Below are 22,752 nucleotides of genomic sequence, written 5' to 3' on the forward strand. Positions count from 1 at the left end.
TCACTTGTTCCCGTAGCGGCGGTTCACCTTGTTCAGGAAGAACAGGTAAACGAGGCTGAAGAGGGCGAGCAAGATCACGATGACGACCGCGCAGGCGGCGCCCTCGCCGAACTTGTAGTTGCCGATGGCGACCTTGTAGGTGTCCACGATCAGGGTCGTGGTGGCGCCGCGGGGCCCGCCCTCGGTGAGGATCCAGATGATCTCGAAGCTGTTGAAGGTCCAGATCGCCGACAGCAGCGCCATCGAGACGATCACCGGCATGATCTGCGGGATCGTGATCCGGCGGAACCGGTACCAGCGCGAGGCGCCGTCCACATAGGCAGCCTCGTAGAGGTCCTTGGGCACGCCCTGCATCGCGGCGAGGAAAAACAGCGTGACCATCGGCGTGCCGACCCAGACATCGGCGACGATGGCCGAGTAGAAGGCGGAATTCTTGTAGGCCAGGAATTCGAACGGCCCGTCCAGCAGCCCGATCTTCTGCACCATGCCGGACAGCATCCCGAAATGGCCGTTGTACAGCCAGAGCCAGCCGATCATCCCAATGGCCACCGGAATGACCCAGGGCGGCATCACCAGCACCCGGAACAGCGCCCGCCCCGGCACCGTCGCGTTCAGCAATGTGGCCCCGATCAGCCCCATCACCAGCTTCAGCGACACTGAAAGGGCCATCCAGAAGAAGGTCCGCGCGATGGTTTGGCTGAACTTCGTGCTGCCCCAGAGGTCGGCGTAGTTTTCCCAGCCGACCCAGCTTTCGCCGCCGAGGTTGGCATCGGTGAAGGACAGCCGGAACGTCTCGACCAGCGGCCAGGCGACGATGACGCCGATGAAGATCATCGCGGGCCCGATCAACGCCCAGGCGAACCAGCCTTCCGGCAACCGGACCGGCACGCGCCGGCGGGCTTGTGCGGTCGTATCCTCGGCAAGGCCGGTCATGCGGGCCCCCTGTCGGATTGTTGCGAATCCATGTCTTCCGGTTACGATACCAAGGCGGAAGCAAAAAGCTACCAATATAATACCACAAGAGATTCAAAATTGGCTTTTCTCATTATTTCATATATTTAGTTTTGCATCTTGGACTTTTATCTTGCCGAGATTTTCGATTTTGGTATTGTTCAAACCAAACCACCTCGGGAGGGGCATTCATGGACGGATCCGAAAAGACCGGCTTTTTCGCCCCTGAACACTGGTTCCGCAAAGGACAGGGCCCGCGGTATCGCCAGCTGCACCGCTACCTCGCCAAGGCGATTCGCGACGGCCGGCTGGAGGAGGGCACACAGCTTCCGCCAGAGCGCGAGCTGGCCGATCTGGCCGATGTCAGCCGCGTCACGGTGCGCCGAGCGGTTGCGCAGCTGGCCAGCGACGGGATGATCGACCAGCGCCGCGGATCGGGCAGTTTCGTCCGGCGCGGCGGGCCGCGGCTGGAGCAATCGCTGTCGACGCTGATCTCTTTCACCGAACTGATGCAGGCGCGCGGGATGACGCCCTCGTCCCAGGTGCTCGGGCGCGGGCTGTTCATGCCGACGCCCGACGAGACGACGGTGCTGGGCCTCTCCTCCGGCGACCAGGTCGCGCGGGTGGAGCGGTTGCGCACGACCGACGGAACGCCGATCGCGCTCGAACGCTCCAGCCTGCCCGTGGACATCCTGCCGGACCCGGACCTGGTCGAGACCTCGCTCTACGCGATCCTGCGGTCCAGCGGCTCTGCCCCCAACCGGGCGATCCAGCGGGTCACGGCCGTCAACCTCACCCCGCGCGAGGCCAAGATGCTGGCCCTGCCCGAAGCCACCGCGGTGCTGCAGATCGACCGCACCGCCTACCTCGCGTCGGGGCGGCCGATCGAGTTCACGCGGGGCGTCTACCGCTCCGACATCTATGATTTCGTTACCGAAGTGCGCCTGGAGGGCCCATGAAGCTTGCAGCAAGGATAGACGGCGCAGAGGTCGTGGTTGAGGTGACGTCGGACCGGCCGCTCGCGGCGCCGGTTTTCTGTTTCTCGATGATGGCGCCGGTGCGCGTGGTCTCGGGCGGCAGGCGCATCGCCCAATGCGGCGGCTACACCGAGGTGCGGCTGGCAGACCTTGCCCCCGGCGTCCCGGTGACCCTGCGGCTGGCGCACGAGGCCGGGATCCAGCCGGCGAACCGCGCCTGGCTGCCGCTGGGCGCCTATCTTCGGGCGGGGGGCGAGACCATCCCACTGCCCCCATTGCCTGCCGGCTGCCGTCCGCGCCCGCTGGCCGCGGGACCGGCGCCAGACCTGCGCCTGGTGCCGCCCGTCGCAGACTGGCAGCCGTCCGGCGGACAGGTGTCCGTTTCCGGTTTTCTGCCCGAGAGGGGCGATTTTTCGGCCGTGGAGGCGCTCGCCGCGCGCACCGGGCTCGGACCCTTCCTGTCGGACGACGGCCTCCCCCTCTCCTGCGTCCGCGACGTTGGCCTACCGGACGAAGGCTATCGCCTCGAGATCCGGCCAGACGGCGTGACCCTGACGGCCGGCGACAGGGCGGGCGAGATCCACGGCGCGATCACGCTGCTGACCCTGAAGGCGACCCATGAATGCGCGCTGCCCTGTGGCGTGATCGCGGATTCCCCGCGGTTCGCCTGGCGCGGCCAGCACCTGGATTGCGCCCGCCATTTCTATGACCCCGCGACCATCCGCCGGCTGATGGACCTGATGGCCCTGCTGAAGCTGAACCGGTTCCACTGGCACTTCGCCGACGACGAGGCGTTTCGCCTGGAAATCGACGGCCTAGCCGAGTTGTGGCAGCAGAGCACCGATCGCGGCGAAGGGGCGCTGATCCCCGGCGTCTTCGGCGGCGGCATCCGCGCCGGAGGCAGCTACAGCGCGGAGGACGTGGCCGGAATCGTCGCCCATGGACAGGCGCTCGGTATCAGTGTCCTGCCCGAGATCGAGGTCCCGGCCCACGCGCTCGCCCTGCGCCGGGTCTTTCCCGACCTGGGCGATCCGGCGGATACAGGCACCGAGGTCAGCGTTCAGGGCTATGCCGAGAACGTCGTGAACCCGGCCCTGCCCCGCACCTGGGAAGTGATCGAGACGATGGCCGACGGCGTCTGCCGTCATTTCCCGATGCCGATGCTGCACCTGGGCTGTGACGAGCTGCCCGAGGGCGCCTGGGACGGCTCTCCGGCGGTGGCGGCGCTGAAACGGCGCGAGGGGCTCGCGTCCCGCGACGACGTGCAGGGATGGACCATGGCGCGGCTGGCCGCACGGCTTGACGCGCGGGGCATCCGTCCGGCCGCCTGGGAAGAGGCGGCCCGCGGCGGCAACGGCGGGATCGGCCACGGTGCGCTGCTGTTCTCGTGGTCCGGACAGGCGCCCGGTATCGCCGCCGCCCGCGCCGGCTATGATGTGGTCATGTGCCCGGCCCAGAACGTCTATTTCGACATGGCCCATAGCGACGACCCGCAGGACTGGGGCGCCGCATGGGCCGCTTTCGTCAGCCTGGAGGACACGCTCGCCTGGGACCCTGTCCCGGACGGCGCGGACGATATCGCGGAGAGGGTCGTGGGTGTGCAGGGCTGTTTCTGGTCCGAGTTCACGACCCGGGACGACCAGATGGAGGCAATGATTGCCCCGCGCATCCTGGGCCTTGCCACCAAGGCCTGGGACCGGGCGGACGCGATGACCGGCGCAGAGCTGCGCGGCCTCGCGAAGGCCTATGTCCCGGTGTTTGCCGCCATGGCCTGGCAGTCTGCCCTAACCTAGGCGCCGGGCGATCACGGCAAGAATGGCCGGGGCCGCGGCGATCACGACGGTGATCCGCAGGATATGGTGCACGGTGATGTAGGCGACGTCGCCGCCCATCGCCAACCCGACCAGGCTCATCTCGGTCAGGCCGCCGGGCGCATAGGCCAGCAGGACCTGCGCCACGGTCTGGCGAAACAGCCCGTGCAGCGCCAGCGCGAAGCCCAGGGTCAGCGTCAGGGCCATCAGCGTCGCCCCCGCGCTGAGCACGAGCGCCCGCGCGACGACCGCCGGCGGCGTGCCGAGAAAGCGGCAGCCCATGATGGTGCCAAGCAGCAGCTGCGCGACGACAACCAGCCAGGCCGGTGGCGCACCGGCGGTCCATCCCAACAGGTGAACGCTGGCACTCAGCAGCATCGGCCCAAGCAACGTGGGCGCCGGGAACCGCAACAGGCGCCCGACGACGCTGCCGAAAACGCCGCATCCGAACAGCAATCCGATATCCGTCAGGCGCAGCGTTGTGCCGCCGCCCAGCACGACCCCCGAGACATCGAGCCCCAGCCCGACCCGGAAAAAGACCGCGATGACGCCGATCGTGATGACGACCCGCGCCGCATGGGCCAGCACGATCCGCTTGCCGTCGCCGCCCATCGCCTCGCCGATGACCATCATGTCGTTGATGCCCCCCGGCATCGCGGCGAAGAACGCGGTGGTCGCGTCCATCCGGCCGACCCTGAGGTAGAAGGGAACCACGATCGCGCCGGCGATGGCGATGTAGACCAGCAGGAAGGCCAGCGACCACAGCCAGGACCCGACGTCGGCGAAAACCTCCGGAGTGAAGCTGGAGCCCAGCATCACCCCGATCACCACGATGACGACGGGGCGCACGGCGGCCGGGCCCTTCAGCGGCGCCCCGAAGAGGACAGCGACCAGCGTGCACAGCATCGCCCCCAGCATCCACGGCAGCGGCATCGCGAGCGCCCAGAACGCGGCCCCACCCACCGCCCCGATGACGATCGCAAGCACGTAGCGCGGCCAGTCATGTGGCAAATCAGGCAGATGGCGCAGGAAACCCATGCGGTCCCCTACGACCCGGCCCGCCGGATGACAATGGCGCCCCTTTCCCTTCCCGCGCATCCCCGCTATCTGACGCTCCGACCGATCAGGAGGGCATCCCATGCCGATGGAAAAGACCTTCGACGCGACCGAGGCCGAACCCCGCCTCTATGCCGCCTGGGAGCAGCAGGGCTGTTTCCGCGCAGGCGCCGGTGCGCGTCGCGACGAGAGCTTCACCATCATGATTCCGCCGCCCAACGTGACGGGGGCGCTTCACGTGGGACATGCCTTCAACAACACGTTGCAGGACATCATGATCCGCTGGCACCGGATGCGCGGGTTCGACACGCTCTGGCAGCCCGGACAGGACCACGCCGGGATCGCCACCCAGCTTCAGGTCGAAAAGAAGCTGATGGCCGAGAGCAACCTGCGCCGCACCGACCTCAGCCGCGAGGATTTCGTGGCCAAGGTCTGGGAATGGAAGGCCGAATCCGGCGGCACGATCATCAACCAGCTCAAGCGGCTGGGGTCGTCCTGCGACTGGTCCCGCAACGCCTTCACCATGGCCGGCGCCCCGGGCGATCCGCGCACGGGACACGAGAACTCTCCCGATTTCCACGACGCCGTCATCAAGGTCTTCGTCGACATGTACGACAAGGGCCTGATCTATCGCGGAAAACGCCTGGTGAACTGGGACCCGCATTTCGAAACCGCGATTTCCGACCTCGAGGTCGAGAGCCGCGAGATCGACGGCCACATGTGGCATTTCAAATACCCGCTCGCAGGCGGCGAGACCTACACCTACGTGGAGAAGGACGCGGACGGGAACGTCCTCTTCAAAGAGGTGCGCGACTACATCTCCATCGCCACGACCCGGCCGGAAACCATGCTTGGCGACGGCGCCGTGGCGGTGCATCCGTCGGATGAACGTTACGCGCCAATCGTCGGGAAACTTTGTGAAATTCCCGTGGGGCCCAAGGCGCAGCGCCGGCTGATCCCGATCATCACCGACCCCTATCCCGACCCCACCTTCGGCTCGGGCGCGGTCAAGATCACCGGGGCGCATGATTTCAACGACTACCAGGTTGCCCAGCGTTCCGGCATCCCGCTCTACCGGCTGATGGATACCCGCGGGCACATGCGCGCGGACGGCGCCCCCCACGCGATCGATGCGGCCCGCGCACAGGACATCGCCAACGGCGCCGCCTTCACCGAGGCCGAGGTCGACGCCCTCAACCTGGTCCCCGACGACCTGCGCGGGCGCGACCGGTTCGAGGCGCGGGACAGGGTCATCGCCCAGGTCACCGCCGAGGGTCTGGCGGTCATGGTTCCGGATACGGACAGCCGGCTGGGCAAGCCGAAAAAACCAAGCGAAGAGGCCCCCGAACAGGTTCCGCTGGTCGAGGCGAAAAAGATCATGGCGCCCTACGGCGACCGGTCCCAGGTCATCATCGAGCCGATGCTGACCGACCAGTGGTTCGTCGCCACCGACAAGATCGTCAAGCCCGCGCTGCAGGCCGTCCGCGACGGGCGCACGACGATCATGCCCGAAAGCGGAGAGAAGGTCTATTTCCACTGGCTCGAGAACATCGAGCCCTGGTGCATTTCGCGCCAGCTCTGGTGGGGTCACCGGATTCCGGTCTGGTACGACGAGGACGGCAACCATTATTGCGCCCCGACCGAGGCTGATGCCCGCGCCCAGGCCCCGGGCAAGACCCTGACCCAGGATCCCGATGTGCTCGACACCTGGTTCTCCTCCGGTCTCTGGCCCATCGGCACCCTGGGCTGGCCCGAGCAGACCGACGAGCTCAAACGTTATTTCCCGACCGACGTGCTGATCACCGGCCAGGACATCCTGTTCTTCTGGGTCGCCCGGATGATGATGATGCAGCTCGCCGTGGTCGACGAGATCCCGTTCCATACCGTCTACCTGCACCAGCTCGTCCGCGACGAGAAGGGTCAGAAAATGTCCAAGACCAAGGGCAACGTCATCGACCCGCTGGAGATCGTCGACGAATTCGGCGCGGACGCCTTGCGGTTCACCAACGCCTCCATGGCGGCGCTCGGCGGCGTGCTCAAGCTCAGCGTCGACCGGATCAAGGGCTACCGCAATTTCGGCACCAAGCTGTGGAACGCCTGCCGCTTCGCCGAAATGAACGGCGTGTTCGAAAACCACAAATCCGGGGCGCCGATTCCACGAAATCCGTCCGAGACGGTCAATAAATGGATAGTCGGGGAAACCGCCCGCGTCCGCGAGGAGGTCGACGCCGCACTCGAGGCCTACAAGTTCAACGACGCGGCGGCCGCGCTCTACAGCTTCGTCTGGGGCAAGGTCTGCGACTGGTATCTGGAGTTTTCCAAGCCGCTCCTGCTGGACGGCAACGAGGCCGAACAGGCCGAGACCCGGGCGACCATGGCCTGGGTGCTCGACCAGTGCCTGATCCTGCTGCACCCGATAATGCCGTTCATCACCGAAGAACTCTGGCAGACCCTGGGTGACCGCGACAGGATGCTCGCCCTGACACCCTGGCCGGAGTATTCCGCAGATCAGATCGACCCGGCGGCGGATGCCGAGATGAACTGGGTCGTCGGCCTGATCGAGGATGTCCGCTCCGCCCGCGCCCAGATGAACGTGCCCGTGGGCCTCTACGTCCCGGTCCTGCAATTGCAGGCCGATGACGCCGCCCGCCGCGCCTGGTCCAGCAACGAGGCACTGATCAAGCGCCTCGCCCGGATCGACAGCCTGACAGAGACCGATGCCGCGCCGAAGGGAGCGATCTCGATCTCCGCCCCGGGCGCGAGCTTCGCCCTGCCGCTTGCCGACATCATCGACGCGGGCGCGGAAAAGGCGCGGCTGGAAAAGGCCCTCGCCAAGCTCGGCAAGGAGCTTGGCGGCCTCCGCGGGCGCCTCGGCAATCCGAAGTTCATCGAAAGTGCGCCCGACGAGGTGGTGCAGGAAGCCCGCGACAACCTGAGCCTGCGCGAAGAAGAAGAGGCCAAGATCAAGGCCGCCCTGTCACGCCTGGCCGAGATCGCCTGAGTTTCATCTTGGCAAGTAAACTCAATTCCACCGGTCCGGATCGAAACTGACTTCCGGTCCGGGGGAACCTGGCCTAATCTCGGGGCATGAGCTTCTTTCTCGCCCGTATCGCCGAACGTCTGATCGAATGTGCCCGGGACGAGGGCCGGCTCTCGAACCTGAAGGGCGAACACAGACCGCTCGACCTGCCCAGCGGCAACCCCCATGTGGACGTGATGACCGAAGTCGGCCACCGGGTCATGGCCGAAAATGGCGCGATCCCGCCGGAAGTCGTCATGCGCAAATCGCTCGCCGAGGCCCGCGACGCCCTGAAATCCGCGATCGGAGAGGCAGAGCGGCGCACCGCCAGGAGCCGCGTCGCCGACCTTGAACTGCGCTGCAACATGGCCGCCGAAGCGCGGATGCGCCGGCGCTAGCGCTCAGCCAGCGCGGTTCACGGGCACCGACCTCTCCGCCAGGACCCTGTGGAACTCGTCCAGAACCTGCGCTTCGCCGAAGCCCCGCGCGAGCCGGCGCAGGCCGAAATGAACATGGGCCATCTCGACGAAGTAATCCGTGAACGCATAGTTCGTGCCCGCCCCCGCCGCGGCGCCGAGCACCGGCACCGCCTGCGAGGCAAGCTTCTGCGAGAGCACGGCCGCGAACCGCGGTGCGACCGTCGCGATCAGCTTGTGGACCGCCGGCCCCGACAGCGACAGCCGGGCACCCACGAAGGTCGTGTCGATCCCGTCGTCCTCGCGCCCCGGCCCGCCCGAGCCGAAGACCCGCAAGCATTCCATCCGGGTCTCGGCCGAGAGCGGATCCTCGCCATTGCGCGCCGCCACACCCTGCACCGCGCGGAAGATCACCGTGGTGGCGACCGGCAGTTCCGCCAGCGCCGTGGGCAGGCCGCCAAGCCCGCCAAGCGCCCCCGAGAGGGTGGCAAAGGCCTTGTTGATCCGGTCGCCTTCAAAGCGTCCCGCGGTGCCGGACGCCACCTCGTAGGATCGCTCCAGCGCCGACCGCGCGGCCTCGTCCAGCCGTCCGCGCACCCTCTTGGGCAAATATTTCAGCGCATCCTCGACCTGTCCACCGGCAAAGGTCACGACCTGCATGAGCAGGCTCCGCGCCTTGCGCTGACGCTCCACGAACACCGCGATCTCGGCCTTCGCCGCCTCGTCCAGCGGGACCGGCGGCGGCTCGGGGTTGACGGTTTTCATGGTGCGCTCGGGATCTTCCATGAGCTCGAACATGGGGCCTCGCGCGGCGCGTTTCAATCCAGATCGCGCAGGACCGGCCCTTGGACGCCGTCCCACGCGCCGGGCACCACCGCGATCCCCAGCACCCGCTCCGGGTTCGTGGGCGGCGGCATCTCGACCCCCTCCAGGCGGTCGAACCCGAAGCGCGAATAATAGGGCGCGTCCCCCACCAGCATCAGCCGCTCTTCCCCCGACGCCGCCGCCTTTTCGACAACCGAGCGGATCAGGAATGCGCCCAGCCCCTCGCCCTGGCGGGTCGGGTGCACCGCCACCGGCCCCACAAGCAGCACCCGCGCCGCACCGACCCGAACCGGCCAGACCCGGATCGCGCCGCCCAGGATCGCATCGGGGTCGCGCCAGACCAGGCACAGGGCGGCCACCGGCTCGACACCGTCGCGCAGGCGATAGGAGGACAGCGCGGAACGGCCCGGCGCGAAGCAGAGGTCGTAGAGCGCCTCGACCTCCCACCAATCCGACGCCTGTTCCTGTGCGATTCCGTCCATGGCCCTCCGCGCCCCTGCACTGGCGGCGCGGGTAACACGGCGCTAGGTGAGGGGCAAATGACCAGAGGTTTCCGATGTTCTACCGACCAGAAGAGGGCCACGGCCTGCCCCGCAATCCATTCAACGCGATTGTCTCGCCCCGTCCGATCGGCTGGATCTCCACCCGCGGCGCGGATGGTCGCGACAACCTCGCCCCCTATTCCTTCTTCAACGCCGTGGCCTACGAGCCGCCCCAGGTGATGTTCGCCGCGACCTCGGCCAAGGCCGACCGCGGCAATACCAAGGACAGCACGGCGAATATCCGCGACACCGGCGTCTTTGCCGTCAACGTGGTCAGCTACGCCCTGCGCGACGCGATGAACGCCTCGGCCGCGTCGCTCCCCCGAGAGGAGGATGAATTCGCCGTGGCCGGCCTCGAGAAGATGCAGTGCGAGACGATCGACTGCCCCTGCGTGGCCGCCGCGCCCGCCGTTCTGGAATGCAAGCTGACCCAGATCGTCCAACTGCCCGGAGAGGCCAATTTCGCCACCTTCGGCGAGGTGACGGGCGTGCGCATCCGCGACGAGCTGCTCAAGGACGGGTTTCTCGACTATACCGCCTTCGAGCCGCTGACCCGGTTGGGTTATCTCGATTATTCGCGCATCACCGAGATCTTCTCGCTCAAGCGTCCGGCCTAGCTGCGTCGCGCTGACTGCCCCCGATTTCACCGCCGCAGCGGTGCGCCCGGCCCGTGCCGGCCCTTCGACGCCGCAAGGTCTTGAACGCGGCGCCCGATCTGTCACGATTTCCCCCGGGGCCTGGGCCCGGCCCGCGCTACGACGGAGGGAACGGATGGAGCGGACAATCGGTGTGATCGGCGGCTCGGGCGTCTACGCCATCGACGGGCTGGAGGATGCGGCCTGGCAGCAGGTCACGACGCCCTGGGGCGCTCCGTCCGACGCGGTGCTGACCGGGCGCCTCGATGGTGTGCGGATGGCGTTCCTGCCCCGCCACGGCCGCGGCCACGTCCATTCGCCCAGCACCGTCCCCTACCGCGCCAATATCGACGCGCTGAAGCGGCTGGGCTGCACGGATGTGCTGTCGGTCTCGGCCTGCGGGTCGTTCCGGGAAGAGATGGCGCCGGGCGATTTCGTGATCGTGTCGGATTTCATCGATCGGACCTTCGCGCGTGAGAAATCCTTCTTCGGCACGGGCTGCGTTGCGCATGTCAGCGTGGCCCACCCGGTCTGCGCGCGCCTTGGCGATCTGGCCGCCGGGGCCGCCCGCGAAATCGGCGTCACCCACCACCACAGCGGCACCTACCTGGCCATGGAGGGGCCGCAGTTTTCGTCCGTGGCGGAATCGCGGATGTATCGGGATGTCTGGCGCGCGGACGTGATCGGCATGACCAACATGCCCGAGGCCAAGCTCGCCCGCGAGGCAGAGCTTTGCTATGCCTCCATCGCCATGATCACCGATTACGACAGCTGGCATCCGGACCACGGCACCGTCCAGATTTCCGACATCGTGCGCACCCTGACCGCCAATGCCGACAACGCCCGCCGGCTGGTCGAGGCGCTGGCCGCGGCCATGCCTGCCCATGGACCCTGTCCCCACGGCTGCGACCATGCGCTGGATCACGCCATCCTGACGGCGCCGGACGCCCGCGACCCCGTGCTGGTCGCACGGCTCGATGCCGTGGCGGGGCGGGTCCTCTAGCGCCTAGCCCCCGTCCCGATCCTTCAGGAACCGGCGGATGAAAAGCCGGATCTCGCGCGCCGCACTGCTGTCCAACTCCTTGCAGAGCCTTATGAAAGCGTCGCGCTCGTCCTTGTCGAGCCGCAGGATCAGCTGGCTGTCCTTCTTGCCGCTCTTCTTGTCGTCTTTCTTCGGCACGCTGCCCTCGCCTCACCAGGGATCTTTACTTTTTGTATACTCATTGTATATACACTGAATATACAGGACACGGGCGCATTCGCCTCAAGACAAGAACAAAAGGATCATTGCATGACACTTCATAACGCTCGGACCTTGTTTACCAGAGAACGCATGGACTGGAACCGTCCTCATCTGAACTGGATGCCGCGAAAGCTCTACCGCCTCGCGCGCGAGGCGATGGGCCGCCGCTAAGGTCTTGCATGGCCGCCCGTGACGGGCAATGACTGGCGGGTCAATCCCCGGCGGAGAATGGCCATGCCACACGACACCACATCCCGGACCAGCCCGGCCGGCAGCGTCCGCGACTATATCCGGACGATCCCGGACTTTCCCCATGCCGGGATCCAGTTCCGCGACGTGACGACGCTTTTCGCGGATCCGCGCGGCTTCCGGATGGCGGTTGACCAGATGGTGCATCCCTATGCCGGCACGCGGATCGACAAGGTCGCGGGGCTCGAGGCGCGGGGCTTCATCATGGGCGGGGCCATTGCCCACCAGCTCGCCGTCGGCTTCGTGCCGATCCGCAAGGCCGGCAAGCTGCCGGGCGCCGTACTGTCGGAGCGCTATACGCTCGAATACGGCGAGGCCGAGATGCAGATCCATGACGACGCGATTCAGCCGGGGGAGCGGATCCTGCTGGTCGACGACCTTCTGGCCACGGGCGGCACCGCAGAGGCCGGCATCCGGCTGATCGAGCGGCTGGGCGGAGAGATTGCCGGCTGCACCTTCATCATCGACCTGCCGGATCTCGGCGGGCGCAAACGCCTGGAAAAGCTGGGGATGTCGGTCGATGCCCTGTGCGCCTTCGAGGGCGAGTGACCCGGTGAGAGTTCACCGGCCGGGCCGCGTCCTTCCTGCGGTCCGGCAACGCGGGGGCTTGACCCAAACCGACTGGCAGGAGCCCGGACCTGCCCCGGCTCGCCTGGGCCCAAAGCCGCCTGCACCCCACCCCGACCGGCGTCAAAAAAAGGAACCGGCGACAGCAATGCGCAGCTATCGCCGATCCCGAGGTCTGTCCGGACGCACCGGTTTCCGGTCCGAACATGGGCGTTCTGCCGTCTCGGACCCGGAGTGCGGAACAGGAACCCCGCCTTGCACTTGTCCGTTTTAGACAGTTCCGCTCAGGAACGGCATGCAAGGCGGGGTCAGTGCACCCTGAGGGAATCATGGGAAAACACACTCTGCCCCTTCTTGTAGCCCATTCTTGCTTAACAACCGGTTAAGGCCGGCCCGCTTTCAGCCGCGCAGCACGGCGCCGGGGTTCAGCAGGCCCTGGGGGTCGAGCGCGGCCTTGATCGACCGCATCAGCGCCAGTTTGGTCGGGTCGCCATAGCGCTCCAGGTCGCCGACCTTCAACCGTCCGACACCGTGTTCCGCGCTGACCGAGCCGCCGAGCGCATCGGCCAGGTCATGGACCTGCGCCTTTACCGCGTCGCGGATGTTGGCGTAGTCGTTGCGGCTGCGGCCCTTCTGGGGAAAGACGTTGTAATGCAGGTTCCCGTCGCCCAGGTGACCGAAGCAGTTGATCCGGAAATCTCCCAGCCTGGCCAAGGCCTTGTCCCCCCGGGTGATGAATTCCGGCACGGCCGACAGCGGCACCGAGATGTCATGGGACGACACCGACCCGATGCGCTTGTTCGCCTCGGGTATGCGCTCGCGCACGGCCCAGAACGCCTGGCGCTGCGCCTCGGACCGCGCGATGACACCGTCAGTCACGAGGCCGGCCTCGGCCGCGCCCTCGAACAGGGTCTCGAGCGCGTCATCGGTGGCCAGCCCGCGCGGAAGGCCCACGTCGATCAGCACCATCCACTCGGGCGTCTCGGCGAAGGGCGGCACCACGTCGGGCCCGACCTCCGCCAGGAAATCCAGGCCCTGCCGGTGGATCAGCTCGAAAGCCGAGATCCCTTCGGCCATCTGCTCTCCGGCCATGGCCAGAAGCGACAGAGCCGCCTCGGGGGAGGGCACCGCCATGAAGGCCGTCCCCTGCCCCACAGGCTGCGGGACCAGCCGCAGGCTCGCCGCGGTGATGATGCCCAAGGTCCCTTCCGAGCCGATCATGAGGTCGCGCAGATCGTAGCCGGTGTTGTCCTTGCGCAGACGGCTGAGGCCATGCCAGATCCGGCCGTCCGCCGTCACCACCTCGAGCCCGAGGCACAGCGCCCGCGCATTGCCGTAGCGCAGGACGTTGACGCCGCCGGCATTCGTCGCCAGCAATCCGCCGATCCGCGCCGACCCTTCGGAGGCGAGCGACAGGGGAAACAGCCGGTCGACCGCCTCTGCCGCCTGCTGGATATCGGCCAGGATCGCGCCGGCTTCGGCGATCAGCACGTTCTCGGTGGCAAAGACCTCGCGCACCCTGGTCATCCGCTCCAGCGAGAGGATGACGGGCACCGGCCCGTCGCCATAGATCTGGCCGCCGACAAGGCCCGTCCCGCCGCCGAAGGGCACCACGGGGACGCCCGCCTCGGCGCAGGCGCGGATCACGGTGGCGACCTCCTCGGTCGACCCCGGCGCGACGACGGCCCCCTGGCCGTGCCAGCGGCCCCGGTTCTCGGTCACGTAGTGATCGGTGGTCTCGCGAAAGGACGCGGCGGGCAGCTTGGCCCGCAGTCGGTCGAGAAAGGCAGCATCGGCATCGGTCAACATGACCAATCAGGAACCACGACCCGACCGTTTCCACAAGTCATTCGGACAGGAACCTCGGCTCCAGAACCAGCACGGTGGGCCGGTCCGGCAGCGACCGAAGAGAGACCTCGAGTGAGGTGTCGCCCGAACGCACGATCGCGAAATCCTCTTCCATGCCTGCAAGGAACCGCTCCAGTGTCGATCGGCCGAACCAGTGCATGGGGATGACGATGGACGACCGGAACCGCTGCAGGGTCCGGATCATTGTCGGCTGGTCCAGCGTCAGCCCGCCGTCAACGGCGGCCATCACCACGTCCAGACGACCGATGGCGGCGAATTGTTCATTGGTCGGCTCGTGGTGCAGATGGCCAAGGTGCCCGATGCACAGACCCGCCACCTCGAACACGAAAATGGAATTGCCGTTGACCCGGCGGGACGACCCACTGCGGGTGTCGGTATGGATGTTGCGCACCAGCATCTCACCCAGGTCGACGTGATGATCCTGGGGATAATCCTCTGTCCCCCAGCCCTCCAGCTGATGCGGGATCGCGGGATCGGGGAACGGCGTCCAATGCGAGGAATGGGCGTTGTTCATGGTGATCACGTCGGGCACCAGGGCGGCGGGTCCGAAATACCCGGTGAAATCGGTCAGCGCCGTTAGCCCGCCCTCGGTCTGAAGCAGGAACATCGAGTGATCGACATAGGAGATCCGGACCGAGTATTCGTTTAAGGGCTCTGTGAAACTGGCGGGAATCACCTGAAGGCCCGGCGTATTCTCGACCAGGGCGATGCAATGGGACGGACGTCGATCCTGAGCCTGGACCGCGCCGGCGAGGATCAGAAAAACCACGAACAGGATGCGCATGGTCCAATCTTAGACCATGTCGCCCCTGCGTCACCTCGCAGTTGCGTGAACAGCGGTCTTTGCCGTAGCCCGGCGCTCGTGAGTCGGCACCGTCGCCCGGAAATCAGGCTAACCGATGCCGGTCCGGCCGCGCCGGTCACTGCGGAGGTTGGCGTAGAGCACATGGTTGCGCCAGCGCCCGTTGATCTGGAGGTAGCTTTGCGCGACGCCCTCGTACTTGTAGCCGCAGCTTTCGAGCAACTTGCGCGAGGGCGTGTTCTCGGGCAGGCAGCCGGCCTCGATCCGGCTCAGGTTCAGTTCGTGGAACGCGTGATGGACCACCGCCTGCAGGGCCTCGCGCATGTAGCCACTGCGGGCATAGGGCTGGCCGATCCAGTAGCCCGTGGTCCCCGCCTGGGCCGGACCGCGCCGGATGTTCGACAGGGTGATCGCGCCCACCAGGGCTTCGTCCTTGCGTCGGATCAGGAACAGCGGGATCTCGGTGCCGCCCGCGATCGCCCGTTGGGCCCAGTAGACGCGATTGGTGAACGCCTTGCGGGTCAGGTGATCGTCAGCCCAGGACGGCTCCCATGGTTTGAGGAAGTCCGCGCTTTCCCGGCGGAGCGAGGTCCAGGGCGTGAAATCCGAATGCTGGGGCGGCCGCAACGTCAGCTGCTCTGTCTCCAACCGCAGCTTTCGGCGGACGCGCAGCATCAGGCGGCGAGTCTCGCGCGCAGAGCATCAAGCGTGGGCGCGTCACCGACGGGGCCATAGAGCGCCATTGCACTGCCCGCCTGACCCGCCATGCGCTCGCCAAAGGCCCGGACACGCTCTTTCGTGACCGCCTCGATCTTTTCCACCGTCTCCTCGATGGTCGGCACCCGGCCCCAGATAGAGACCATCCGGGCCAGGCGTTCAGCCCGGTGCGAGGGGCTTTCCAGCCCCATCAGCATCCCGGCCTTCATCTGCGCCCGCGCACGCGCGACCTCCGCCTCGGAGAAATCAGACGCGGCGCGCTTCATCTCGTCCATGGTGACATGGGCCAGATCGGCGATCTGGTCGGCGGCGGTCCCGGCATAGATCGTCAGCGTCCCGGCATCGGCATAGGCCCCGGCCTGGGCGAAGATCGTGTAGCACAGACCCCTGTTCTCGCGCAGTTCCTGGAACAGGCGAGAGGACATGCCCCCGCCAAGGGCGGTCGCATAGACCTGGGCGTCATAGATCTCGGGGTCGCAGTAATCGGGACCGTCGAGGGCCAGCGCGAAATGCACCTGCTCCAACGCCTTTTCGACCCGCCGCTCGCCACCGCCGAAGACCGCCGATTGGGTCACGAAGGTCTCGTTCACCGGTTGCAGGTGGCCAAACAGACGCTCTGCCTCGCGCACCAGGTGGTCGTGGTCGACCTGGCCCGCGGCGGCGAGGATCATCTGGCCCGGCCCGTAATGCTCGGCCACGAAGCCTGAAAGGTCTTCCTTGGTAAAGCTGCGCACCCGCTCGGCAGGGCCCAGGATCGGCCGCCCGATGGGCTGGTCTGGGTAAGAGACCTCCTGCAGCCAGTCGAAGACGATGTCGTCGGGCGTGTCGAGCGCCTGGCCGATCTCTTGCAGGATCACGCCGCGCTCCACCTCGATCTCGCGCGGGTCGAATACCGGGTTGAGCAGGATGTCGGCGATCAAGTCCAGCCCCAGGTCGATGTCGTCCTCGAGCACCCGGGCGTAATAGGCTGTCATCTCGCGGCTGGTATAGGCGTTGATATAGCCGCCGACATCCTCGATCTCTTCGGCGATCTGCAGCGCGGACCGCCGGGCCGTGCCCTTGAACGCCATGTGTTCGAGGAAATGCGCGATGCCGTTCTGCTCGGCCCACTCATGGCGGCCGCCGGCGGTGATCCAGATCCCGATCGAGGCGGATTTCATGCTCGGCATGTTCTCGGTCGCGATGCGGAAGCCGTTGGAAAGTGTATGTATCTGGACGGTCACGTGTCGATGCGGCCTCTGATCAATGACTGCAGCGCCGCAAGGTCGTTCGGAGCCTTGGTGACGCGCTCCGGGCGGTCATACAGGTCCGCCATGCGGGATGGAAGGGGGGGACGTTTCCCGGTGGCCTCTTCGACGGCGTCGGGGAACTTGGCCGGATGGGCCGTGGCCAGCGTGATCATCGGAATCCCGCGCCGGGCCTTGCGGACAGCCACGTCGAGGCCGACTGCGGTGTGCGGGCAGACGACCTCTCCGGTCTCGAGCGCGGTCCGCTTGATCCGTTCCAGCGTCGCGCTTTCCAGCGTCATGCCCGAACCGAAGACATCGGTCAGCATCTGCAACGCCCCCTGGCTGATCTTGAACCCGTCATGCAGCGACAGATCCTCCATCAGCAGCGAAACCGCGTTGCCATCGCGGTTGTAGGCCTCGAAAAGGGCGCGCTCGAAATTGGAGCTGACCTGGATATCCATCGAGGGGCTGAACGACGGGATTACCGCGTTCTTGTCGTAATAGCCCGACTTCAGCGCCCGGTTGACCACGTCGTTGTGGTTGGTGGCCGCAAAGAGCCGGCCGATCGGAAGGCCCATCCTGCGGGCGACGAAGCCCGCGTAGATGTCGCCGAAATTGCCCGTCGGCACGGTGAAATCGACCTCGCGATGGGGCGCCCCGAGGCTGACCGCGGCGGTGAAGTAATACACGACTTGCGCCAGCACCCGCGCCCAGTTGATCGAGTTCACCCCGGCAAGCCGCACCTCGTCGCGGAACCCGTGGTCGTTGAACATGTCCTTCAGCCGCGCCTGACAATCGTCGAAATCGCCCTCGAGCGCGATGGCGTGGACATTCGCCTCGGTCGGGGTGGTCATCTGACGGCGCTGCACCTCGGACACCCGGCCGTGCGGATAGAGGATGAAGACATCCACGTTGCTCAATCCGCGGAACGCCTCGATCGCGGCGGAGCCGGTGTCGCCGGAGGTCGCGCCGACGATCGTGACCCGCTCGCCCGAGCGCGAGAGCGACGCCTGGAACAGCTGGCCGATCAGCTGCATGGCGAAATCCTTGAACGCCAGCGTCGGGCCGTGGAACAGCTCCAGCAGGAATTGGTTCGGCTCAAGCTGCTTGATCGGCGCACGTGCCGGATGGTCGAAGCCGGCATAGGCCATGGCGATCAGCTTGCGAAAGGCGTCGTCGGTGAAGGTGCGGCCCACGAAGGGACGCATGACGCGATACGCCACCTCCTCGTAGGAAAGACCGGTGAGCGCCGCGATCTCGTCTTTCGCCATGACCGGGATGTCGCCCGGCACGTAAAGCCCGCCGTCCCGGGCAAGGCCGGTCATCATGGCCTCTTCAAAGCCGAGTTCAGGCGCTTTGCCGCGAGTGGAGATGTAGTTCATGAGGTTTCCTTGCTCCGCGCTGTCCGGAGAATCAGATACACGGACATGGTTGCCCAGACGAGTGCAAGGCTGAACCATGTTATCGCGTATTCGAGATGATCGTTCGGGACCCCCTCCGTGCCGATCGGCAGCGGGGTCAGCCCGCCGGGGTCGGACAGGCTGCGGGCGATGACCATGATCGGCTCTGTCCCGAGGGTCTCGGCCATGGCGGTAACGTCGCGGGCGAACCAGAGGTCGCCCTCGGGATCGGGGGTCCAGGTGTCGACCTCGTCGGGCCAGTGGATGTTGCCGGTCACGGTCACGCTGCCCTCGGGCAGCGGTGCGCCTTCCAGCGGCACCCAGCCGCCGTCGAGCAGGATGCGTCGTTCGCCCGTGTCGAACGGCAGGATACGGCGGTAGCCGGGGCCCAGCCCCTCGGGCGTGACCAGCACACGCAGGCCGGTGTCGGCGATCGTCCCGCGGACGGCGACCGGCAGATAGCGGTCAGTCACCGGGTCGGGCGTTTCGGGCAAAGCCACGGGAGCGGCGAGGATCCGCGCCTCGATATCGTCGAGGATCGCCGTCTTCCAGGTCAGCCGCTGGACCTGCCAGACCCCCAGCGAGATCAGCATCGCACAGCCGGCTATGCCCAGAAGGATGGGAAAGATGAGACGTTTCATGGCGTCCTGCCGGTGTCGTCGGCCGGTTCGGAAAACGGGCCGGTCGAGACGGAAAGACGCGCGGGACAGCCCCGCGCGCCAATGAGATCCGGTGGTCAGGCGGGGCGCAGCCCGCCCGCCGCAGCCGGGATCAGCCGCCCCAGATGTAGACCGCGGCGAAGAGGAACAGCCAGACCACGTCGACGAAGTGCCAGTACCAGGAGGCCGCCTCGAACCCGACATGGTTGTCGGCGGTGAAATGCCCCGCCAGCACCCGCATCAGGCACACGAAGAGGAAGATCGTCCCGATCACCACATGCGCACCGTGAAAGCCCGTCGCCATGAAGAAGTTGGCGCCGTAGATGTTGCCGGAGAAGCCGAAGGCCGCGTGGCTGTACTCATAGACCTGGAACACGGTGAACAACGCCCCGAGGCCGATCGCCAGGATCAGGCCCCACTTGATGTCGTCGCGGTTGTCCTCGTGCACCAGCGCGTGGTGCGCCCAGGTCGCCGCGGCGCCGGAACACAGCAGGATCAAGGTGTTGATCAGCGGCAGGTGCCAGGGGTCGAAGGTCTCGATGCCCGCCGGCGGCCATTGCCCGTCGACCTGGGGGCTGTCGGGGCCCATCGGGTAGAGCGCGTGCTTGAAGAACGACCAGAACCAGGCCGCGAAGAACATGACCTCGGACATGATGAACATGATGAAGCCGTAGCGCAGGCCGATCTTGACCACCGGCGTGTGATCGCCGGCCTTGTTCTCGGCCACGGTCTCGGACCACCAGCCAAACATCGTGTAGGCTACGATCAGGACGCCCGCGATGAAGCCCCAGGGCCCGTTGCCATGCATCCACAGCACGGCACCGAAGAGCATGACGAACGCCCCTCCCGCGCCGAGCAACGGCCAGATGGACGGGTTCAGAATATGATAGTCGTGGTTTTTTTCGTGCGCCATTTTGCGTCTCGTCCCCTTGGGCCGTCCCTAGTTCCCGATCTCGAGGGCGGCCTGCTCGTAGTCTTCGGGCAGGTCGATCTCGTAGAACGTATAGCTCAATGTGATGGTGTGGATATACTTGCCTTCGCGGTCGTCGACGATCGCCGGATCCACGAAGAAGCTGACCGGCATCTGCACCGTCTCGCCCGGCTGCAGCACCTGTTCGGTAAAGCAGAAGCACTCGATCTTGTCGAAGAACCCGCCCGCCTGGTAGGGCGTCACGTTGTAGGACGCCTGTCCGGCGATCGGCCGGTCGGTCGGATTGGAGGCCTCGAAGAACGCGAGGCCGGTTTCGCCGATCCGCATCTCCATCTCGCGCTCGACCGGCTTGAAGGTCCAGGGCATTCCGCGCTCCAGCCCGCCGTCGAACCGCACGGTGATCGTCTGGTCGAGGATGACGTCGGAGCCCGCCTCGGCCACGTCGGTCGCGCCGCCGAACCCGGTGACCCGGCAGAACCAGCTGTAGAACGGCACCGAGGCCCAGGCGAGAGAGCCCATCAGAACCACGATCCCCACGGCCTGCGCCGCGGTCCGCTGCGGCCCCTGGAGTTTGCCGAAGAGCTTCATGGCGTCCCCTCCTCGCCTGCCGGGGCGGCGCCGGTCGCGGCTTCGATCGCGGCGGGCTCCAGCTGCGGGCGCGCCACGTGGTCGAAGCGCTCCATCTGCCGGATATCGCCGAGGTTGAGCACCTTGACGACCGTCAGCGCGAAGACGATGCCGACGAAGCCCACGAGGATGAGCCCCACGCCGGTGTTGCGGCTGCGGCGACGCTCGTGCAGTTCATGTTCGACGCGAATGGTCATGGTCTACCAGCCTCCCAGGCCGAAGGGCGCGAGGCTGGCCTCGACCAGCAAGGCGCCGAAATGCAGGAACAGGTAATAGAGCGACTGCCGAAACACGGATTTCTCGGTGGCGTAATTGTCGGCTTCGGCCACGGTCTCGTCCCGCCGCCAGATCGCGATGGCGCCGCGCAGGAACCGGATGTTCAGCAGCACCGACAGCGCCAGGTAGAACGGCCCGCCGATGGAGGTGAAGCCCAGCGCCAGCGCCACCGGCACCAGGGCGATGGTGTAGCCCAGCACGTGGTTGCGGGTGACGCGGCGGCCATGGGTCTCGGTCAGCATCGGCACGCCGGCATCGCCGTAGTCGGTCCGCACGAACAGCGCCAGCGCCCAGAAATGCGGCGGCGTCCACATGAAGATCAGCGCGAACATCAGCCAGCTTTCGATGCTGAAGCCGCCCGTCGCCACGGCCCAGCCCAGCAGCGGCGGGAACGCGCCCGCGGCACCGCCGATGACGATGTTCTGCGGCGTCGACCGCTTGAGCCACATGGAATAGACCACCGCGTAGAAGAAGATGGTGAAGGCGAGGATCCCGGCCGAGACCCAGTTCGCCGCCAGCCCCAGCATGACGATCGAGAAGCCCGAGAGCGCAAGGCCGATGCCCAGCGCCTCGCCGGGGGCGACCTTGCCGGCGGGAATGGGGCGCTTGGCGGTGCGGCGCATCTTGGCGTCGATATCCGCGTCCCACCACATGTTCAGCGCACCGGACGCCCCGGCCCCCACGGCGATGCAGAGGATAGAGATGGCGGCGATGACCGGGTGAACCGGCACCGGTGCGACCAGCAGCGCCACCAGCGCCGTGAAGACGACCAGTTGCATGACGCGCGGTTTGAGGAGGGCGAAGTAGTCGCCCATTCCCGGCTCCACGGTCTTGGCCTCGCTGGCTGAAAGGTCGGTCATCGGTGTCTTTCCTGGGTCGCGGATGCGCAGCCGGGCCGCGCATCCTGTGGTCGTCCGTCTGATCGGATCGAGCCCCGGAAGGGGCCCGTCACGGGATCAGACCGGAAAATCTTCGCGGGCGGTCTCGAGCCAGGCGTCATACTCTTCCTGGCTGACCACCTTGACGGTGATCGGCATGAAGGCGTGGTCCTTGCCGCAAAGCTCCGAGCACTGGCCGAAGTAGATGCCTTCCTGCTCGGCCGCGAACCACAGCTGGGCGAGGCGCCCGGGCACCGCGTCCTGCTTCACGCCGAACGCCGGCACGGTCCAGGAGTGGATCACGTCGGCGCCCGTCACCTGCATCACGACCGTCGCCCCCACCGGCACGACGACGGAGGTGTCGGTGGCCAGCTTGAACTGCTCGGGTCCATAGCCCGCCTCGACAAGGCGTTCCTCGATGTCGGCGTTCAGATTGCCCTCGCCGTAGCCGATCATGAAGCTGTCGAAATAGATGCCCTCGTCGACATATTCATACCCCCAGTACCACTGGTAACCGGTCACCTTGATGGTGATGTCGGCCTCCGGGATCTCCTGCTGCTTGAACAGCACCGGCAGCGAGAACGCCCCAATGAAGACCAGGATCACGATCGGCACGATGGTCCAGGCCACCTCGAGCGGGGAATTGTGCGTAAACGACGCCGGCGTCTTGTTGGCCTTGCTGTTGTAGCGCACGACGACCCAGGCCAGCAGTCCGGTCACGAACAGCGAGATCAAGGTGATGATGACCAGCAGCATCCCGTCGAGCCAGTGAATGTCGCGGGCAAGCTCGGTCGCGGCCGGTTGCCAGCCGATCGCGCCGTCACGCGGCTGACCGATGATCTCGAGGCCCGCCCCCACAGTCTCCTGCGCGAACGCCGCCGACCCGATCAGCGCGGCAGCTGACGCTGCCATTGCTCGTTTCGCCAGTGTCATCATGTTCTCACCTGTCTCCTTCGCGGGCCGCTCGGGCCGCTGCGGGCGCAGTGCACCCGTTGTCTCTGGTCGTGGTCTTCCCATATCGTGGGCATACACTCAAGAAGGGCTGTTGCGGCAAACTGACCCTTTATGATCTC

General features: G+C 66.5%; 23 protein-coding genes. 7 read left to right on the forward strand and 16 right to left on the reverse strand.

The window, feature by feature from the left end; translation table 11 throughout:
• Window positions 1-933, reverse strand: coding sequence for a carbohydrate ABC transporter permease (locus ROA7023_RS10660; protein WP_085879027.1), 933 nt, complete (start codon window positions 931-933; stop codon window positions 1-3).
• A 209-nt stretch (window positions 934-1,142) separates the two neighbouring features.
• On the opposite strand from ROA7023_RS10660, the gene ROA7023_RS10665 reads away from it, so the two are divergent.
• Window positions 1,143-1,910, forward strand: coding sequence for a GntR family transcriptional regulator (locus tag ROA7023_RS10665; protein ID WP_085879028.1), 768 nt, complete (start codon window positions 1,143-1,145; stop codon window positions 1,908-1,910).
• Window positions 1,907-3,721, forward strand: coding sequence for a beta-N-acetylhexosaminidase (locus tag ROA7023_RS10670; RefSeq protein ID WP_085879029.1), 1,815 nt, complete (start codon window positions 1,907-1,909; stop codon window positions 3,719-3,721). Before ROA7023_RS10665 ends, ROA7023_RS10670 begins: the two co-directional genes overlap by 4 nt.
• Here ROA7023_RS10670 and ROA7023_RS10675 read toward each other — a convergent pair.
• On the reverse strand, window positions 3,713-4,777 hold the full coding sequence (locus ROA7023_RS10675; protein ID WP_085879030.1) for an AbrB family transcriptional regulator: 1,065 nt from the start codon (window positions 4,775-4,777) through the stop codon (window positions 3,713-3,715). The genes ROA7023_RS10670 and ROA7023_RS10675 overlap by 9 nt on opposite strands.
• 100 nt (window positions 4,778-4,877) lie before the next feature.
• Between ROA7023_RS10675 and ROA7023_RS10680 the strand changes: the two genes are divergently transcribed.
• Together ROA7023_RS10680 and ROA7023_RS10685 are read left to right on the forward strand one after the other, a co-directional pair.
• The gene (locus ROA7023_RS10680) at window positions 4,878-7,796 is read left to right on the forward strand and encodes a valine--tRNA ligase (RefSeq protein WP_085879031.1); all 2,919 of its coding nucleotides are present in this window, start codon (window positions 4,878-4,880) and stop codon (window positions 7,794-7,796) included.
• Window positions 7,797-7,882: 86 nt separating this feature from the next.
• A complete protein-coding gene (locus ROA7023_RS10685) occupies window positions 7,883-8,212 on the forward strand; it encodes a DnaJ family domain-containing protein (RefSeq protein WP_085879032.1) in 330 nt (109 codons plus the stop codon).
• Between the two features lie 3 nt (window positions 8,213-8,215).
• Here ROA7023_RS10685 and ROA7023_RS10690 read toward each other — a convergent pair whose 3' ends face one another.
• Both ROA7023_RS10690 and ROA7023_RS10695 read right to left on the reverse strand, forming a co-directional pair.
• On the reverse strand, window positions 8,216-8,995 hold the full coding sequence (locus tag ROA7023_RS10690) for an EcsC family protein (RefSeq protein WP_085879115.1): 780 nt from the start codon (window positions 8,993-8,995) through the stop codon (window positions 8,216-8,218).
• Window positions 8,996-9,048: 53 nt separating this feature from the next.
• Window positions 9,049-9,537: a GNAT family N-acetyltransferase gene (locus ROA7023_RS10695; protein ID WP_085879033.1), complete on the reverse strand. Its 489-nt coding sequence runs from the start codon at window positions 9,535-9,537 to the stop codon at window positions 9,049-9,051.
• Window positions 9,538-9,611: 74 nt separating this feature from the next.
• On the opposite strand from ROA7023_RS10695, the gene ROA7023_RS10700 reads away from it, so the two are divergent.
• Window positions 9,612-10,214 (forward strand): flavin reductase family protein, encoded by a 603-nt coding sequence (locus ROA7023_RS10700; RefSeq protein ID WP_085879034.1) that lies wholly within the window; start codon window positions 9,612-9,614, stop codon window positions 10,212-10,214.
• 154 nt (window positions 10,215-10,368) lie between these two features.
• Complete coding sequence (locus ROA7023_RS10705) at window positions 10,369-11,235, forward strand: S-methyl-5'-thioadenosine phosphorylase (protein ID WP_085879035.1); 867 nt, start codon at window positions 10,369-10,371, stop codon at window positions 11,233-11,235.
• A gap of 3 nt (window positions 11,236-11,238) precedes the next feature.
• Here ROA7023_RS10705 and ROA7023_RS24745 read toward each other — a convergent pair whose 3' ends face one another.
• Complete coding sequence (locus tag ROA7023_RS24745) at window positions 11,239-11,412, reverse strand: hypothetical protein (protein WP_200812487.1); 174 nt, start codon at window positions 11,410-11,412, stop codon at window positions 11,239-11,241.
• A 297-nt stretch (window positions 11,413-11,709) separates the two neighbouring features.
• Between ROA7023_RS24745 and ROA7023_RS10710 the strand changes: the two genes are divergently transcribed.
• Entirely contained in the window at window positions 11,710-12,273 is a 564-nt protein-coding gene (locus ROA7023_RS10710; protein ID WP_085879116.1) for an adenine phosphoribosyltransferase, read from the forward strand.
• Between the two features lie 417 nt (window positions 12,274-12,690).
• Here the strand turns inward: ROA7023_RS10710 and ROA7023_RS10715 are convergent, their stop codons facing one another.
• From ROA7023_RS10715 to coxB, 11 genes are all read right to left on the reverse strand, one after another.
• Window positions 12,691-14,100: an FAD-binding oxidoreductase gene (locus ROA7023_RS10715; RefSeq protein WP_085879117.1), complete on the reverse strand. Its 1,410-nt coding sequence runs from the start codon at window positions 14,098-14,100 to the stop codon at window positions 12,691-12,693.
• A gap of 37 nt (window positions 14,101-14,137) precedes the next feature.
• Window positions 14,138-14,944: an MBL fold metallo-hydrolase gene (locus ROA7023_RS10720; RefSeq protein WP_085879036.1), complete on the reverse strand. Its 807-nt coding sequence runs from the start codon at window positions 14,942-14,944 to the stop codon at window positions 14,138-14,140.
• Between the two features lie 108 nt (window positions 14,945-15,052).
• On the reverse strand, window positions 15,053-15,637 hold the full coding sequence (locus ROA7023_RS10725) for a GNAT family N-acetyltransferase (protein ID WP_085879037.1): 585 nt from the start codon (window positions 15,635-15,637) through the stop codon (window positions 15,053-15,055).
• A complete protein-coding gene (locus ROA7023_RS10730) occupies window positions 15,637-16,902 on the reverse strand; it encodes a M16 family metallopeptidase (RefSeq protein ID WP_085879038.1) in 1,266 nt (421 codons plus the stop codon). The genes ROA7023_RS10725 and ROA7023_RS10730 overlap by 1 nt, the downstream gene beginning before the upstream one ends.
• Window positions 16,899-18,290: a threonine synthase gene (gene thrC / locus ROA7023_RS10735; protein ID WP_085879039.1), complete on the reverse strand. Its 1,392-nt coding sequence runs from the start codon at window positions 18,288-18,290 to the stop codon at window positions 16,899-16,901. The genes ROA7023_RS10730 and thrC overlap by 4 nt, the downstream gene beginning before the upstream one ends.
• The gene (locus ROA7023_RS10740) at window positions 18,287-18,949 is read right to left on the reverse strand and encodes an SURF1 family protein (RefSeq protein WP_085879040.1); all 663 of its coding nucleotides are present in this window, start codon (window positions 18,947-18,949) and stop codon (window positions 18,287-18,289) included. The genes thrC and ROA7023_RS10740 overlap by 4 nt, the downstream gene beginning before the upstream one ends.
• Before the next feature lie 130 nt (window positions 18,950-19,079).
• On the reverse strand, window positions 19,080-19,880 hold the full coding sequence (locus tag ROA7023_RS10745) for a cytochrome c oxidase subunit 3 (RefSeq protein ID WP_085879041.1): 801 nt from the start codon (window positions 19,878-19,880) through the stop codon (window positions 19,080-19,082).
• 27 nt (window positions 19,881-19,907) lie between these two features.
• A complete protein-coding gene (locus ROA7023_RS10750) occupies window positions 19,908-20,486 on the reverse strand; it encodes a cytochrome c oxidase assembly protein (protein ID WP_085879042.1) in 579 nt (192 codons plus the stop codon).
• Window positions 20,483-20,722 carry a cytochrome c oxidase system small membrane protein gene (locus ROA7023_RS10755; protein ID WP_085879043.1) on the reverse strand — a complete coding sequence of 80 codons (240 nt, stop codon included), beginning with the start codon at window positions 20,720-20,722 and terminating at the stop codon, window positions 20,483-20,485. The genes ROA7023_RS10750 and ROA7023_RS10755 overlap by 4 nt, the downstream gene beginning before the upstream one ends.
• Before the next feature lie 3 nt (window positions 20,723-20,725).
• Window positions 20,726-21,661 (reverse strand): heme o synthase, encoded by a 936-nt coding sequence (gene cyoE / locus ROA7023_RS10760; RefSeq protein ID WP_085879044.1) that lies wholly within the window; start codon window positions 21,659-21,661, stop codon window positions 20,726-20,728.
• A gap of 96 nt (window positions 21,662-21,757) precedes the next feature.
• On the reverse strand, window positions 21,758-22,591 hold the full coding sequence (gene coxB, locus ROA7023_RS10765; RefSeq protein WP_234992156.1) for a cytochrome c oxidase subunit II: 834 nt from the start codon (window positions 22,589-22,591) through the stop codon (window positions 21,758-21,760).
• Window positions 22,592-22,752: the final 161 nt, after the last annotated feature.

This window comes from Roseisalinus antarcticus (genome assembly GCF_900172355.1).
Taxonomy (GTDB): domain Bacteria; phylum Pseudomonadota; class Alphaproteobacteria; order Rhodobacterales; family Rhodobacteraceae; genus Oceanicola; species Oceanicola antarcticus_A.

Bases quoted from the DNA above. Each gene is read 5' to 3' on its own strand.
- ROA7023_RS10690 (WP_085879115.1), bottom strand. From the start codon at position 8,995: ATGAAAACCGTCAACCCCGAGCCGCCGCCGGTCCCGCTGGACGAGGCG.
- ROA7023_RS10705 (WP_085879035.1), top strand. From the start codon at position 10,369: ATGGAGCGGACAATCGGTGTGATCGGCGGCTCGGGCGTCTACGCCATC.
- ROA7023_RS10665 (WP_085879028.1), top strand. From the start codon at position 1,143: ATGGACGGATCCGAAAAGACCGGCTTTTTCGCCCCTGAACACTGGTTC.
- cyoE (WP_085879044.1), bottom strand. From the start codon at position 21,661: ATGACCGACCTTTCAGCCAGCGAGGCCAAGACCGTGGAGCCGGGAATG.
- ROA7023_RS10670 (WP_085879029.1), top strand. From the start codon at position 1,907: ATGAAGCTTGCAGCAAGGATAGACGGCGCAGAGGTCGTGGTTGAGGTG.
- ROA7023_RS10660 (WP_085879027.1), bottom strand. From the start codon at position 933: ATGACCGGCCTTGCCGAGGATACGACCGCACAAGCCCGCCGGCGCGTG.
- coxB (WP_234992156.1), bottom strand. From the start codon at position 22,591: ATGGCAGCGTCAGCTGCCGCGCTGATCGGGTCGGCGGCGTTCGCGCAG.
- thrC (WP_085879039.1), bottom strand. From the start codon at position 18,290: ATGAACTACATCTCCACTCGCGGCAAAGCGCCTGAACTCGGCTTTGAA.
- ROA7023_RS10685 (WP_085879032.1), top strand. From the start codon at position 7,883: ATGAGCTTCTTTCTCGCCCGTATCGCCGAACGTCTGATCGAATGTGCC.
- ROA7023_RS10715 (WP_085879117.1), bottom strand. From the start codon at position 14,100: ATGTTGACCGATGCCGATGCTGCCTTTCTCGACCGACTGCGGGCCAAG.
- ROA7023_RS10755 (WP_085879043.1), bottom strand. From the start codon at position 20,722: ATGACCATTCGCGTCGAACATGAACTGCACGAGCGTCGCCGCAGCCGC.
- ROA7023_RS10710 (WP_085879116.1), top strand. From the start codon at position 11,710: ATGCCACACGACACCACATCCCGGACCAGCCCGGCCGGCAGCGTCCGC.
- ROA7023_RS10740 (WP_085879040.1), bottom strand. From the start codon at position 18,949: ATGAAACGTCTCATCTTTCCCATCCTTCTGGGCATAGCCGGCTGTGCG.
- ROA7023_RS10750 (WP_085879042.1), bottom strand. From the start codon at position 20,486: ATGAAGCTCTTCGGCAAACTCCAGGGGCCGCAGCGGACCGCGGCGCAG.
- ROA7023_RS10680 (WP_085879031.1), top strand. From the start codon at position 4,878: ATGCCGATGGAAAAGACCTTCGACGCGACCGAGGCCGAACCCCGCCTC.
- ROA7023_RS10720 (WP_085879036.1), bottom strand. From the start codon at position 14,944: ATGCGCATCCTGTTCGTGGTTTTTCTGATCCTCGCCGGCGCGGTCCAG.
- ROA7023_RS10675 (WP_085879030.1), bottom strand. From the start codon at position 4,777: ATGGGTTTCCTGCGCCATCTGCCTGATTTGCCACATGACTGGCCGCGC.
- ROA7023_RS10700 (WP_085879034.1), top strand. From the start codon at position 9,612: ATGTTCTACCGACCAGAAGAGGGCCACGGCCTGCCCCGCAATCCATTC.
- ROA7023_RS10725 (WP_085879037.1), bottom strand. From the start codon at position 15,637: ATGCTGCGCGTCCGCCGAAAGCTGCGGTTGGAGACAGAGCAGCTGACG.
- ROA7023_RS10745 (WP_085879041.1), bottom strand. From the start codon at position 19,880: ATGGCGCACGAAAAAAACCACGACTATCATATTCTGAACCCGTCCATC.
- ROA7023_RS10695 (WP_085879033.1), bottom strand. From the start codon at position 9,537: ATGGACGGAATCGCACAGGAACAGGCGTCGGATTGGTGGGAGGTCGAG.